General features: G+C 44.7%; 14 protein-coding genes. 4 read left to right on the plus strand and 10 right to left on the minus strand.

The window, feature by feature from the left end:
• Nucleotides 1-90: 90 nt before the first annotated feature.
• Genes AC6R16_RS00835 through AC6R16_RS00845 form a run of 3 tightly spaced genes read left to right on the plus strand, consistent with a single transcriptional unit; the run spans nt 91 to nt 2416 of the window.
• Complete coding sequence (locus AC6R16_RS00835; RefSeq protein ID WP_004745937.1) at nt 91-894, plus strand: DUF2189 domain-containing protein; 804 nt, start codon at nt 91-93, stop codon at nt 892-894.
• Nucleotides 887-1732: a glucosaminidase domain-containing protein gene (locus AC6R16_RS00840; RefSeq protein ID WP_500673581.1), complete on the plus strand. Its 846-nt coding sequence runs from the start codon at nt 887-889 to the stop codon at nt 1730-1732. Before AC6R16_RS00835 ends, AC6R16_RS00840 begins: the two co-directional genes overlap by 8 nt.
• A 27-nt stretch (nt 1733-1759) precedes the next feature.
• On the plus strand, nt 1760-2416 hold the full coding sequence (locus AC6R16_RS00845) for a DUF2987 domain-containing protein (RefSeq protein ID WP_500673245.1): 657 nt from the start codon (nt 1760-1762) through the stop codon (nt 2414-2416).
• A gap of 201 nt (nt 2417-2617) precedes the next feature.
• On the opposite strand, the gene AC6R16_RS00850 is transcribed toward AC6R16_RS00845, so the two are convergent.
• Nucleotides 2618-4018, minus strand: a complete 1401-nt coding sequence (locus AC6R16_RS00850; RefSeq protein WP_500673246.1) for an MATE family efflux transporter — start codon at nt 4016-4018, stop codon at nt 2618-2620.
• Nucleotides 4019-4358: 340 nt separating this feature from the next.
• Between AC6R16_RS00850 and ttcA the strand changes: the two genes are divergently transcribed.
• Entirely contained in the window at nt 4359-5252 is an 894-nt protein-coding gene (gene ttcA / locus AC6R16_RS00855; RefSeq protein ID WP_500673247.1) for a tRNA 2-thiocytidine(32) synthetase TtcA, read from the plus strand.
• 69 nt (nt 5253-5321) lie between these two features.
• Here the strand turns inward: ttcA and uspE are convergent, their stop codons facing one another.
• From uspE to ccoO, 9 genes are all read right to left on the minus strand, one after another.
• Entirely contained in the window at nt 5322-6269 is a 948-nt protein-coding gene (gene uspE, locus AC6R16_RS00860; protein ID WP_272239965.1) for a universal stress protein UspE, read from the minus strand.
• Between the two features lie 143 nt (nt 6270-6412).
• Nucleotides 6413-7162 (minus strand): fumarate/nitrate reduction transcriptional regulator Fnr, encoded by a 750-nt coding sequence (gene fnr, locus AC6R16_RS00865; RefSeq protein ID WP_004414051.1) that lies wholly within the window; start codon nt 7160-7162, stop codon nt 6413-6415.
• An 88-nt stretch (nt 7163-7250) separates the two neighbouring features.
• Complete coding sequence (locus AC6R16_RS00870) at nt 7251-7925, minus strand: sulfite exporter TauE/SafE family protein (RefSeq protein ID WP_171324322.1); 675 nt, start codon at nt 7923-7925, stop codon at nt 7251-7253.
• Nucleotides 7922-8086 (minus strand): cbb3-type cytochrome oxidase assembly protein CcoS, encoded by a 165-nt coding sequence (ccoS, locus tag AC6R16_RS00875; protein ID WP_004745922.1) that lies wholly within the window; start codon nt 8084-8086, stop codon nt 7922-7924. The genes AC6R16_RS00870 and ccoS overlap by 4 nt, the downstream gene beginning before the upstream one ends.
• Complete coding sequence (locus AC6R16_RS00880) at nt 8087-10459, minus strand: heavy metal translocating P-type ATPase (RefSeq protein ID WP_500673248.1); 2373 nt, start codon at nt 10457-10459, stop codon at nt 8087-8089.
• A 9-nt stretch (nt 10460-10468) separates the two neighbouring features.
• Nucleotides 10469-10948, minus strand: a complete 480-nt coding sequence (locus tag AC6R16_RS00885; RefSeq protein WP_069666315.1) for a FixH family protein — start codon at nt 10946-10948, stop codon at nt 10469-10471.
• 107 nt (nt 10949-11055) lie between these two features.
• Complete coding sequence (gene ccoP / locus AC6R16_RS00890) at nt 11056-12033, minus strand: cytochrome-c oxidase, cbb3-type subunit III (protein WP_171324316.1); 978 nt, start codon at nt 12031-12033, stop codon at nt 11056-11058.
• A complete protein-coding gene (locus tag AC6R16_RS00895) occupies nt 12030-12206 on the minus strand; it encodes a cbb3-type cytochrome oxidase subunit 3 (protein ID WP_004745916.1) in 177 nt (58 codons plus the stop codon). The genes ccoP and AC6R16_RS00895 overlap by 4 nt, the downstream gene beginning before the upstream one ends.
• A 15-nt stretch (nt 12207-12221) precedes the next feature.
• Complete coding sequence (ccoO, locus tag AC6R16_RS00900; protein WP_004745914.1) at nt 12222-12842, minus strand: cytochrome-c oxidase, cbb3-type subunit II; 621 nt, start codon at nt 12840-12842, stop codon at nt 12222-12224.
• Nucleotides 12843-12851: the final 9 nt, after the last annotated feature.

Below are 12851 nucleotides of genomic sequence, written 5' to 3' on the forward strand. Positions count from 1 at the left end.
TTTAGACTGAGTTTGGTTGACGTATAATGAAGCCAATTTTTTATCAACAAGTTAGCTTGGTTATTGTCAAATCAGGCACTGGATTCAAGAATGAATAATGACATTGAAAAAGACTTCAACTTAGGTGGCAGCGTAGAGCGCGCACTTTCGGGCGACTACGAACTTAAAGCCGGCGAGGTCTTTAAGGAGGCTTGGCAACACACAGTAAAGCACTTCCTTTCTTTTTCTCCAGCGATAGTGGTGCTGATTGTACTGCAGTTGGCTATTTTCTACATCGCGCTTAAATTGCAGTTAGGTAACCCGGGGATCATTATTGATGCCGTTACCAATCCAGACGCCTTTGATCCAAGCATCTTTAACGCGATTATGGTGGCAAACTTTAGCTACGAAGTAATTAGCGCACCAATTTATGCAGGGATTTCTTTGATGGCGATGAGCCATGCCGCCGGTCTGATGACCAAACCTCGTCATATTGGCAAAGGCCTGCAATACACAGTGCCAGTCATTCTAGCCACCTTATTTAGCTTGTTGCTACAAGGCATAGCAGGGATGATTTTCCCGTTGCTATCTCTCTACCTATCTCTGGCATTTACCAACTCCATTCTTCTGATTTGTGAAAAGCAAGTGCCACCGATGCAATCTCTGCTTTTATCGCTTCGCGCAGTCAATAAGAAGATCTTCGTTCTAGCTGGAATATATTCTGTTGTCTCAGTCATGTTTGTTGTTGGTATGATGTTCTACGGCTTAGGGCTAATTTTCGTCCTGCCTTTCTTCTTCCACGTGAAGGGAATCGTATACCGCAATATGTTTGGCATTAAGTTAAAAATTATTGCTTCTGATAGACCAAAAGATGAAGACGACAATGACAACGATTCACAAGTGTTCAATGCGTAAAAGTGAATTCATTGCTATTGCTGCAGCTGGCGTTATCGCCGGCTGTAGTTTTTATGGCTATGAACAAAACCAAGCCGAAGAGCGTGAACGCCGTAAACAAGCGCAAGTCGCTGAGCAACAAGCTCCAGAGTTTATTGGCAAGTCTATCGGAGCCGCTCCAGACTTTTCTGCGATCAAAGATGTTAAGCAGAAGAAACAAGCGTTTTTTGATTACCTAAGACCGGGAATCGCTATAGAAAATCAGCGAATTGTTTCTGAACGCCAACGCTTAGATTCGATTAGAGATAATTTCCAATCAGGCTCTATCACTGCCTCTGATACCAGTTATGCTAAGCGCTTAGGCAAACTGTATAAGGTTGAGCTGCCTGCTGAAGGTGTCTCTCAAGAGTGGCTAAACAACATGCTCCATCGCGTGGATGTGATACCTGAAGCCTTGGTACTTGTTCAAGGGGCCAATGAATCCGCTTGGGGGACATCTCGCTTTGCAACGCAGGCTAACAACTACTTTGGCCAGTGGTGTTACAGCTCCGGATGTGGCTTAGTGCCCCTGCAACGGGGAGAAGGCATGACTCACGAAGTCGCGAAGTTTAGCTCTGTTCAGCAGTCTATTCATGGCTACTTCATGAATGTAAATCGAAACAATGCCTACAAAGCGCTACGTGAAATTCGTTACCAACGTCATCTCAATGACCAAAGCTTGACTGATACGGATGCGGCAATGGCATTAACCAATGGATTGCTTAAATACTCTGAACGAGGTGAGGCATACGTCAACGATTTACAAAGCATGATCAGGCACAATCAGCAGTTCTGGGAATTACCCTTAGCCAATCAATAGTAAGCTAAATCAATAAGAAAGAAAGTAATGAAAAAAGTATCGTTAGCGATTTTAGCCGCAGCCTTATCTAGCGCGGCAGTTTTGCCTGTTCAAGCTCAAGAATACATGTTTACTTACTCCAAGCTGTTTTCGCACATGAAACAGAATGCCAAAGAAGGACATGATGACGTAAAAGTGGGATTCTTTTTCCTTAACGCGGACACCAAACAACTGTGTGATATTGAAAAAGCGTGGATGGAAAAAGAAGAGCATTACGAAGAGCTGACTATCTCTCCATATAATGAGGTGATTGTCCCGCTCGACAACAACCTAAAATCTGCCAATCCGCTTGTCTTTGTTCATACCCCAATGGATATGCGTTGCGACTTCTCAATGGTTGTGATGACCAAAGAACCGTTCTCAGGAGAGATAAGCTACGGTCAAGTGAAAGTGCTTTTGCCTCAAATGCAGGCGATCTTAGAGCAGCTTGGTGGGATGTTTGCGAGTTGGTTTACACCGGATGTCGAAGGCGTCACGCTAGAGTTCCCGAACAAACTGAACTCGCAAATTCAGTTCTCTAACGGTACAACAAAACAAATTATCGATGGTAAGGTTCAAGTCGCGCTCGATGAAATAGGCGAGGGTGGCACAATGACCCTTCCTCAGGAAACTTCACGAGTACTTCCGTATCTGCCAAAAGCATAAAAGCTAAAAGGGTCGCAATTTGCAACCCTTTGTTTATACCAATCGGGATAAATATGTGCTCAGATAATTGCGCAGGAAAAATCGCTTAGAGCAAGGCATAGATTGCAGCTAGCTAGTTGACCTACCTACAAAATCTATAACGACGCTATCAGCGATTTTAACCAGCAAGAATGACCAGATATTTATTCTGATTGGTATTTTCTACACGATAGCTTGATTTAACTTTTCGCTTGATACGCTTTGTTGATTACGTCTGATCACGACGAAAAGTCGTATCAGCATGGCCAAAGCCGCAGTTGAAAGCCCAGTGACGATCCCAATCCAAAAGCCTTTCTCACCCATTGCTGGAACCAAGTAATCGGTTAAACCTAACACCATACCCAGTGGTAATGCCAATCCCCAGTAGGCTAAAATTGCCAGCATCATTGGCACTTTGGTGTCTTTATACCCGCGAAGCGCACCATTTGCCGACGTTTGTAGCGCATCACTAAACTGATACATCGCCGTAAACACCAGTAGGGTTGCGGCAGTCGCTGAAACGATAGGATCTGTTGTGTATAAACGGATGATCCACTCCGGAAACAGCAGAAAGAACGCAACTGACATTAACGATAGTAGTGCTGCGGTCACAACGCCGACGTAACTTCTCATTGCAGCAAGTTGGTCTTTTTGTTCACCAAGCGCATGTCCGACACGTATTGTGATGCCAAACGAAAGGCTCATTGGAATCATGTAGGTCATGCTCGAAATGTTTAGTGCTATCTGAGCCGCTGCCACATTTTCTGCACCAATTCGCCCAATAAGTAGGGCGATCACCGCAAAAATACTGCCGCATACCGCGATATTGAGTCCGATAGGAAAACCTAACTTAAACAGGTGACTGATCTCATCCCAAACTGGCTTTAACTGCCCAAAATGAAGAATACGCTTATAGTGATGATGATGTTTTATATAGCTATAAAGTAACGCGGACATCAGCCAATAAACAAGGCTTGTCGCCCAGCCACAACCAACGGCTCCTAGAGCAGGGAAGCCAAACTTTCCATAGATAAGGATGTAATTCACTGGGATGTTTACAAGCAAACCCAGAACAGAAATAAGCATAGGTGCGCGAGTATTGTTCATCCCTTCACAAAAACCATTTAAGGTATAAAACAGCGCGATGCCTGGAACACCAAACGCCAAAGCAACGACATAATCACTGGCAATAGGAATAATCTCTTGTGCCACACCAAGCGCAACCAGTATGTTTTCGCCCAGCACGAGGTACACCATCAAACAAGCACTCACGAACACTGCCAGCCAAAGCATTTGAACGAATGCGATCCGAACTTTATCGAGCTGTTGAGCTCCTCGATGGTAGGCAACGACTGGCGTAAGCGCCATGATGATACCACGCAGTAGCAGTGAGACAGGTAACCACAAGCTTGTACCAAGCGCGATCGCCGCAAGATCAGCTGCGCTGACTTGACCAGCCATTGTGGTGTCAACAAAGCCCATTGCTTGAGTGGCAAGCTGCATAAAGATGATAGGGAGCGAGAGATGCAACAGCGCACCCGATTCCTTAAAAAGACCAGAAACAGAAAAAGATGTGTTTTGCATGAAAGTAGATAAACACCAATATCAATGTACCAATGGAGGCAGGATGGCGACGTACATTGTAGGGTGTGCCTGTTAGACATCGGAAATATACGGGCTTTTGTGTTGTGATTCAACTCAAAAAACGCAGCAAGATAAACGTTTGCTCTTAAACAACTGGTATCACAATGAATCGCTTATTTTTTCTGATAGCAAATTGCGCTAAGTCAGTCGAACCTAATAATTCATCTTTGAGAATTAATGAAGCATTTAATCCTTGTGAAAAAGCTCGTATAATCCACGCCCCAATAAAACCACTTAGGAAGTGCTACTGTCGACTTGTTCGGCAATGTGAGAGCCCGCAATGAATCAAAAAGATACACGTAAAGAAACCTTAGAATTCAACAAACTTCAAAAGCGTCTGAGAAGAAATGTTGGAAATGCTATTACAGAATACAACATGATCGAAGAAGGCGATGTTGTAATGGCATGTATCAGTGGCGGTAAAGATTCATTTGCGATGCTTGATATTCTGCTTAACTTACAGAAAGCAGCACCGATCAAGTTTGAAGTCGTCGCGGTTAACTTAGACCAAAAGCAACCTGGATTCCCAGAGCACATCTTGCCAGACTACTTCGAGACGCTGAACATTCCTTACTACATCGTAGATAAAGATACTTACTCAGTGGTAAAAGAGAAGGTTCCTGAAGGCAAAACAACTTGTGGTCTTTGCTCTCGCCTGCGTCGCGGTACTTTGTACTCATTTGCAGAAAAAATCGGCGCAACCAAGCTTGCACTTGGTCACCACATGGATGACATCGTAGAAACCATGTTCCTAAACATGTTCCATGGTTCACGATTAAAAGCGATGCCACCTAAGCTACGTTCAGATGATGGCCGTAACGTGGTAATCCGTCCTTTGACTTACTGCCGTGAAAAAGATCTGATCAAATACGCGGAACACAAAGATTTCCCTATTATTCCATGTAACCTTTGTGGCTCTCAGGAAAACCTGCAGCGTCAATCGATCAAAGCAATGCTAATTGATTGGGATAAAAAGACACCAGGCCGCGTAGAAGCCATCTTTAAATCAATTCAGAATGTAAGCCCAAGCCAGCTTGCAGATAAAGAGCTGTTTGATTTCGTCAACCTTCCATTAGACCGTGAAGGCACCCGCGAAGAATACGAGTTTAGCGAAGCGACTGTCTCGTCAACCAACATCGACGAATCTATGTTTATCGACGTTACCAACATCTAAAACGGCATTTCACTCACATCAAAAAAAGGAAGATAGTCAGCTATCTTCCCTTTTCTTTATCTTACTGATTTAAATCGCGGTCTTGGGATCAAGTGGGCTAATGTATCCTTGTGGTTTAAGCGCCATCACATCGCAATTGATCTTATCAATCACATGCTCTGCGGTATTACCAATAAACACAGCTGACAAGCCTGTACGACCTGTAGTGCCAATAATCACCATTGCTGCGTTTAGCTTTTCGGCAGCATCTGGAATCACATCTTCCGGAAGGCCTTGTTCTACTACCGTTTGCTCCTCATCGTAACCATGTTTCTGGCGCAGCGCCTTCATGGCTGTAAGGTGGTGACCACGAACCGCATCTGTATAAGTAGCAGGATCAAACTCAGGAAGCTCAATCGTAATGTTCGCAGGAGTAACAGGGTAGGCGTTAACTAGATAAGGCTTAGCGCCTAAACGTTCGGTTAAACTGTTTAGTTGCTCAACCATGGCATCATTTAAGCCTAAGTGGGTTTCGTTTTCTGATCCGACATGCACAGAGGCAAGAACACTCGCATCCGCTGGCCATTCTGTGTTTTTAACCAATAAAACAGGACAAGGGCATTTACGGAGTAAGTGCCAATCGGTTGGAGTAAAGATGACAGACTCAAGTACGTCATGTTTACGCGTTCCTTTGATTACGATGTCATGCTCACCGGCAAACACTTCTGCGATAATCGCTTCATAAGGGCGGTTGTGCCATACAACACGAACATCAAACTCAATCTCATCATTGATGTAATCTTTGGCGATCTTGCGCATCCACTGTTCACGCTGTTGAATCACGCCACGGCGCATCGCATCGCGCTCATCAATCGACAGCATAGACGTCATGTCGTAAGAGAAGTCATAGATAGAGAGGAAGAAAGTCACTCGACTAGGCGACCGGCTTTTTGCGGCTAACTGCATCGCTCGCGCAAGCGCAGGCTGTTCGTCTTTGTTAATGTCGGCAACGACTAAAATCTTATTGTAAATACTCATATTGACTCCTTAGAGACGAGGAGGGGTATATGATTAATGTAGCTTAGATGAGAGGAGAGTTTTAGAAATACTTTGCGGAATATAAGAGAAGTATGATGTAGCTCTATTTCGAAGTGAATTGCGAGCTACATCATTGAAAATTATTACGATTCTGTTGATACGCCTGCCAGTTCCATCAGCGCATCGTGGTCAAGAATAGTAATGTATTTACCTTTAACACTTAAGATCTCTGATTTCTGGAATCGACCAAGCAGACGAGAGATTGTTTCTACCGTTAAACCAAGGTAGTTACCAATGTCACCACGAGTCATGGTAAGACGGAATTCGCGCGGGCTAAAGCCACGTTGCGAGAAACGAGTAGAAAGGTTGTATAGGAAAGCAGCCAAGCGCTCTTCTGCATTCTTCTTAGAAAGCAGCAAGATCATTTCTTGGTCACCTTTGATTTCGTTGCTCATCAAACGCATGATCTGCTGACGAAGCTTAGGCATTTTGCCTGATAGATCGTCTAGAATTTCGTATGGAATTTCACATACCATCGACGTTTCTAGCGCTTGAGCGAAGCTAGGGTGAAGGTCGCCAGTAATTGCGTCAAAACCTACCAAGTCACCCGCTAAGTGGAAAGCAGTAATCTGCTCATCACCTTGCTCAGTGATTGTGTAGCTCTTGATTGTTCCTGAACGAATCGCGTAAAGAGATTTTAGTTCATCTCCTGCTTTGAACAATTCCTGTCCTTTCTGGATTGGCTTCTTACGCTCGATGATTTGATCAAGCTGATCGAGTTCAGATTCATTTAGCGTAAACGGAATACAAAGCTGGCTGATACTACAATCTTGGCAGTGAATTGCACAGCCACCGGATTGAATACGCTTTGTTGCAGGCTTTTCAGAAATCATAACAACCTTTCACTATTTGATATACATCAATATTTTAGCATCCATTAGCCCTAAAGGGTAGCTTAAAAAAATGTATAAAAACAGTTAACTATAAACTAATTGATAAGAGACTAAGTGCGCCATACGCTGTGTACAATCCATAAATTAAGATAGTAAAAGCAACGATATGACGAAATATGTCGGAATTTTGCAGCTTATGGAGCGACGTAGCCGCATGGCCAACAAGCAGCATCGCTGGTAATGTACCTGCGCCAAATGCCAGCATCACTAAAGCACCGTTGATTGCGCTTCCAGACACCGCCGACCAAGTTAAAGTAGAGTAGACGAGACCACATGGAATCCAGCCCCAAATAAAGCCAAATGGGAGCGCATGTAGCGGAGATTTTAGCGGCAGCAGAGATTTTCCCGCAGGCGAGATCTTGCGCCAAATAACTTGCCCTAGCTTTTCTATATAGAGCAGGCCATGCCACCATCGGCCGATATAGCAAGCGAGTAGGATCATGAACAACGCCGCCGCCAAGCGTAACCAAACTAATACGTTGTTGAGCTGGCTAACTTCTGAAATAGAAGAGACCGCACCGCCAATCACTGCGCCAATGAGCGCGTAGCTAATAAGACGGCCACCGTTATAAAATAAAGGAACCAATTTTGATGGCTGAGACTGGCCTATAGTGAGCATTGAAGCAATACCGCCACACATGCCCATACAATGCCCAGCCCCAACAAGACCGATAAAGAAGGCCCCAATCCAGTCAGGACTCATTTAGGTGGGTTCTCTTTATGATCATCCTCATCAAACAAGATGTTGTGACCTTGACGCTCTAGATCTTCAAACTGTTCGCTTTTCACAGCCCAAAGGAATACAGCCACCGCGAGACAAACCAATACGATAGCGATAGGGATGAGGATATAAAGGCTTTCCATCTATTTACCTTTTTCTTTGAGCAAACGCAGAGAGTTAGATACTACAATAATTGAGCTCGCAGACATACCGACAACCGCAAAATATGGGGCAACAAATCCTGCTACCGCTAAAGGCAGTATCAATAGATTGTAGCCAAGTGACCAGGCAAGGTTTTCTCGAATGATTTTACGCGTTTGTAGTGCTAATTCACGCGCTTCTAAAATACGGTCAAGCCTGTCGCCTAACAGCACCATATCAGCCGATGCTTTCGCCACATCAGCACCACCACCCATAGCGACAGAAAGGTGCGCGCCGGCCAACGTTGGCGCATCATTGATCCCATCACCAATCATCATCGTAATGTCATCAGAGTCTACCTGCTGCAAGTAAGATAACTTATCTTGAGGTTTAGCTCCGGCTACGACATCTTCAATACCGATTTGGTTTGCAACAAGATCAGCGTTCTCTTTCGTGTCACCTGTTAGCAGAGTCACCTTTACACCCGACTTCTGGAACTTCTCGATAAACTCTTTGGTTTCAACACGAATAGGGTCACGATAGCCAAAGCTCGCGACATGTTGTCCATCAATAGAAAGAAAGACTGTATTCGCTTTGGAACGTTGTCCTTCACCCAAAACAAACTGGGCACTGCCAATCTTAACTTGTTTGTTTTGATAGATACCTGTGATGCCTGAACCAATAACATTCTCAACGTCAGATACCGTCACGTTAACATCAGCATAAGGTTTGAATGCACGAGCAATAGGGTGGTTGGCATGAGATTCAAGTGAAGCCGCAACCGCTAACAATTCATCTTTTGTGTAGTCAGCGTTGATCTCTACATCATTGATTTCAATATCACCGTGAGTCAGCGTACCTGTTTTATCAACAATCAGGTGATTCACCTTACACAGAGTTTCAAACACATGGCTTTTACGCAGTAGAATACCCAAATTGCCCATACGTGATGTCGCACAGGTTAATGCTGTTGGCGTCGCCAGAGACAACGCACAAGGACATGTTGCAACTAACACTGACAACATAATCCAGAATGCATCATCAGGTCTGCTAGAGTGCCAGAAGAACCAAGTGCCCGCTGCGATAATTAGAATGACTGCGACGAAATAGCGCGCAACAATATCGGCGATTTCAGCAATTTTGGGTTTTGATAACTGAGCTTCATCTTGCAGACGTACAATGTTAGAGATCATTGAGTCCGCTTTTGAAGAGGTGACTTCTAACTCAAACGACTCTTCACCATTGAGCGTGCCTGCAAAGACATGATCGTCAACTTGCTTAACGACGGGGAGAGATTCACCCGTCAGCATTGATTCATCAATATGAACGCGACCAGCAATGATCTTGCCGTCCGCTGGAATATGTTCACCCGGTAGAACGCGAATTTGGTCACCGACTTTTAGCGTTTTAACAGGGACTTGGTCACCGTTAAGTTTATTGGCAATAGCAGGAATCAGTTTTAACAGGTTTCCGCTTGCCGCTGCGGCTTTGCGGCGTGCGCGCATTTCGAGGAACCGACCAACCAAAAGGAAGAAAGCAAACATTGAGATAGACTCAAAGAACACTTCTCCTTGCTCAGTAACCGTTGCAACCAAACTTGCACAATAGGCAAAGATCATCGCAATAGAAACTGGGACATCCATCCCTAGAGTACGGCTACGCAGACTGCGCCACGCATTAATATAGAATGGTAGAGCAGAATAGAGCATCACTGGCGTGGCAAAGATCAAGCTTACCCAGCGGAAGTAGTTTTTAAACTCGGGCTCTAAGTCACCAAACACTTCTAGATAAAGCGCAACAGCCAGCATCATCACCTGCATTGTCGCAAGGCCTGCAATACCCAAACGATACAGGTATTGCTTCATCTGTTGGTGATAGGCAGCTTCTTGCTTGTCCGCTTCAAAAGGTGCGGCTTTATAACCAAGTTGGTGAATCAGAGAGAGTATTTCACTCAGTCTTGCTTGAGACTTGTCCCATGCTAATAAAGCACGGTTGGTTGTCGTATTAACTCGAATCGACAGAACCCCACTTTTGGAAGAGACTTGCTTTTCGATCAACCATGCACAGGCTGCACAAGAGACACCCTCCAGTGACAATGTCACCTCTGAACTATCTTTGCTATTACGGACGAATTCAGACTGTACGTCGTCATTGTCATAATGAATCAGTGCTTGAAGCTGCTCGGGGACAAGGTCTGCTTTTTCTGCAGGAGCAGTACGATATTGGTAGTAAGAGACCAAGCCGCTGTCGACGATAGTCTGAGCTACCGTCTCACAACCTGGGCAACACATCTCGCGTATGTCGCCCAAAATTTCGACTTTGAAATCCGTGTTGGCTGGTACATCTTCACCACAGTGATAACAGGATTTACACATAGACGCTTCTTAGTTAGATAGTTGCACTGCTGCCGACGTTGGGAACTCGATACGGCCTTGGATTAACCATTTCTCATCATGGGGCGTTAACTCAACAAACCATGGTCCTTGAAGCGCATCGTCAAGAGTGAATCGATATACACCACGCGCATCTGAAGTCACCAGTTTGGTGAAATCGTGATCAGGAAGGGTACGGTGGGCAAACATAGCAGTGATTGCTGGGTAGTGATCTAATTGACCTTTATCAAATTCAATCACCACTGCGTTCCCTTCAGAGTGGACTGAAGCTTTGAGCCCAAGCTCTTTGGTCACATTGACTCTTGAAATATCGACGTTGATCCCTTTACCTTTTTTATAGTAATCCTCGGTAACCAAATGAACAGAGTGGTTTGTAAGTATCGCCACTCGAACCAAAGTTAGTATAGATACTCCAACCGTAAGGGAGAGTATAAACCAGGGCCAAAACTGCTTATACCAAGGCTTTTCCATAAAAAAGTTCTCAATTGAAAAATTAAAAAAATTAGGGCTTTAACTGTAAAGAAAAGACAGCCCCTTTACCATCGATAGAGAGTAAGGGGCTGTAATAGAAATGTAACTTATTGTTCCGAGTTGCTTAAGCTCCACACATAAGCTGAAACTAGCTGAACTTTGTCTTCACCTAGAATGTCTTTCCAAGCTGGCATTACGCCCGAACGACCGTTCATTACTGTTTCAGTTACTTCTGCGCGAGAGCCACCAAACAACCAGTCTTGGTCAGTTAGATCAGGTGCGCCAACTGCTGGGTTACCTTTACCATCCGTACCGTGACACGCTGCACACACTACAAAACGAGCTTTACCAGCTTCTGCTTCGCGAGCGTTAACAGAACGTCCAGACAGGCTTAGCGTGTAGCTCACAACTTCTTTCACGCCTTGCTCGCCTAACGCGTCTTTCCAACCTGGCATTTGACCGATACGACCTTGCATTACAGTCGTAACAATCGCTTGTGGTTCGCCGCCGTATAGCCATGCATCATCAGTCAGGTTAGGGAAACCTTTCTGACCACGTGCATCAGAGCCGTGACACTGAGAACAGTTTTGCAGGAACAAACGCTGACCAACTTTCACTGCTTCATTATCCGCTGCAATTTCAGGGATAGGGCGCAGCTCAGTTGAGCCATCTACATAAGCCAGTTTCTTAAATGCTTCACCGAAGTAGGTATCTGCATCATCTAGCTCTTTAGCGTACTGAACCAACTGCTTATTCTCTTGCGCTTTTGCAATCGACGCTTTTGACTCTTCAAGAGAACGTACTGTTTGGTCAGAACTCTGCCAACCTAGAACGCCTTTGAAGTTACCTAGACCTGGGTACAGAGTTAGGTAAATAGCTGCGAATACAAACGTACCAACAAACAGATAAGTCCACCACTTAGGCAGTGGGTTGTTTAGTTCACGAATACCATCGTATTCGTGGCCCATATCTGCACCTTCTTCAACACCCATTTTATCTTTAAGGCACCAAAAAAGGAGCGCAGCACAGCCGACCAGTGTACCGACTGTGATGATGATTATCCAAAGACTCCAAAATGTCGTCATTGCTTAGTCACTCCTTGTTCTTTTTCAGGCGCTTTCTGCTCATCAGCAAAAACAAGGTTTGCAGCTTCATCAAAGCGTGCTTTACGGCTCTTACCGTAAGCCCACCAAACCACACCTAGAAAGCTAACGAACAGAACTATGGTCCAAATACTGTGAATAGTACCGATATCCATAATGTCACCCCTTTATTACTTCATTGCGTGACCAAGAGACTGAAGGTAAGCGATGATTGCATCCATCTCTGTTTTACCTTCTACATCTTTAGACGCGTTTGCGATTTGCTCATCAGTGTAAGGAACACCAAACTGATCACGGAAGATTTCAAGTTTCTTCTGAGTGTTCTTACCATCAAGAACATTTTCTTCAAGCCATGGGAAACCAGGCATGTTTGACTCAGGAACCAACTCACGTGGGTCAATTAGGTGTACGCGGTGCCACTCATCAGAGTAACGACCACCAACGCGCGCTAGGTCAGGACCTGTACGCTTAGAGCCCCATAGGAATGGATGCTCGTATACACTTTCACCAGCTACAGAGTAGTGACCGTAACGTTCCGTCTCAGAGCGGAATGGACGAATCATTTGGCTGTGACATACGTTACAACCTTCACGGATGTATACATCACGACCTTCCATTTCAAGCGCTGTATAAGGACGTAGGTTCTCTACAGGCTCAGTCGTTTGCTTTTGGAAAATCAGAGGAGTGATCTCTACAAGAGCACCCAAGCTGATTGCAAAAACGATAAGAATCGCGAGTAAACCGACATTGCGTTCAACAATTTCGTGGCGATTGTTAGAATTAGAACTCATTCTTTAAAT

Source organism: Vibrio sp. R10-SG3-ISO10 (assembly GCF_059834185.1).

What these genes read in the sequence shown, in the direction of transcription:
- AC6R16_RS00835 (WP_004745937.1), top strand. Translation starts at nt 91, where the DNA reads ATGAATAATGACATTGAAAAAGACTTCAACTTAGGTGGCAGCGTAGAG.
- AC6R16_RS00840 (WP_500673581.1), top strand. Translation starts at nt 887, where the DNA reads ATGCGTAAAAGTGAATTCATTGCTATTGCTGCAGCTGGCGTTATCGCC.
- AC6R16_RS00845 (WP_500673245.1), top strand. Translation starts at nt 1,760, where the DNA reads ATGAAAAAAGTATCGTTAGCGATTTTAGCCGCAGCCTTATCTAGCGCG.
- AC6R16_RS00850 (WP_500673246.1), bottom strand. Translation starts at nt 4,018, where the DNA reads ATGCAAAACACATCTTTTTCTGTTTCTGGTCTTTTTAAGGAATCGGGT.
- ttcA (WP_500673247.1), top strand. Translation starts at nt 4,359, where the DNA reads ATGAATCAAAAAGATACACGTAAAGAAACCTTAGAATTCAACAAACTT.
- uspE (WP_272239965.1), bottom strand. Translation starts at nt 6,269, where the DNA reads ATGAGTATTTACAATAAGATTTTAGTCGTTGCCGACATTAACAAAGAC.
- fnr (WP_004414051.1), bottom strand. Translation starts at nt 7,162, where the DNA reads ATGATTTCTGAAAAGCCTGCAACAAAGCGTATTCAATCCGGTGGCTGT.
- AC6R16_RS00870 (WP_171324322.1), bottom strand. Translation starts at nt 7,925, where the DNA reads ATGAGTCCTGACTGGATTGGGGCCTTCTTTATCGGTCTTGTTGGGGCT.
- ccoS (WP_004745922.1), bottom strand. Translation starts at nt 8,086, where the DNA reads ATGGAAAGCCTTTATATCCTCATCCCTATCGCTATCGTATTGGTTTGT.
- AC6R16_RS00880 (WP_500673248.1), bottom strand. Translation starts at nt 10,459, where the DNA reads ATGTGTAAATCCTGTTATCACTGTGGTGAAGATGTACCAGCCAACACG.
- AC6R16_RS00885 (WP_069666315.1), bottom strand. Translation starts at nt 10,948, where the DNA reads ATGGAAAAGCCTTGGTATAAGCAGTTTTGGCCCTGGTTTATACTCTCC.
- ccoP (WP_171324316.1), bottom strand. Translation starts at nt 12,033, where the DNA reads ATGACGACATTTTGGAGTCTTTGGATAATCATCATCACAGTCGGTACA.
- AC6R16_RS00895 (WP_004745916.1), bottom strand. Translation starts at nt 12,206, where the DNA reads ATGGATATCGGTACTATTCACAGTATTTGGACCATAGTTCTGTTCGTT.
- ccoO (WP_004745914.1), bottom strand. Translation starts at nt 12,842, where the DNA reads ATGAGTTCTAATTCTAACAATCGCCACGAAATTGTTGAACGCAATGTC.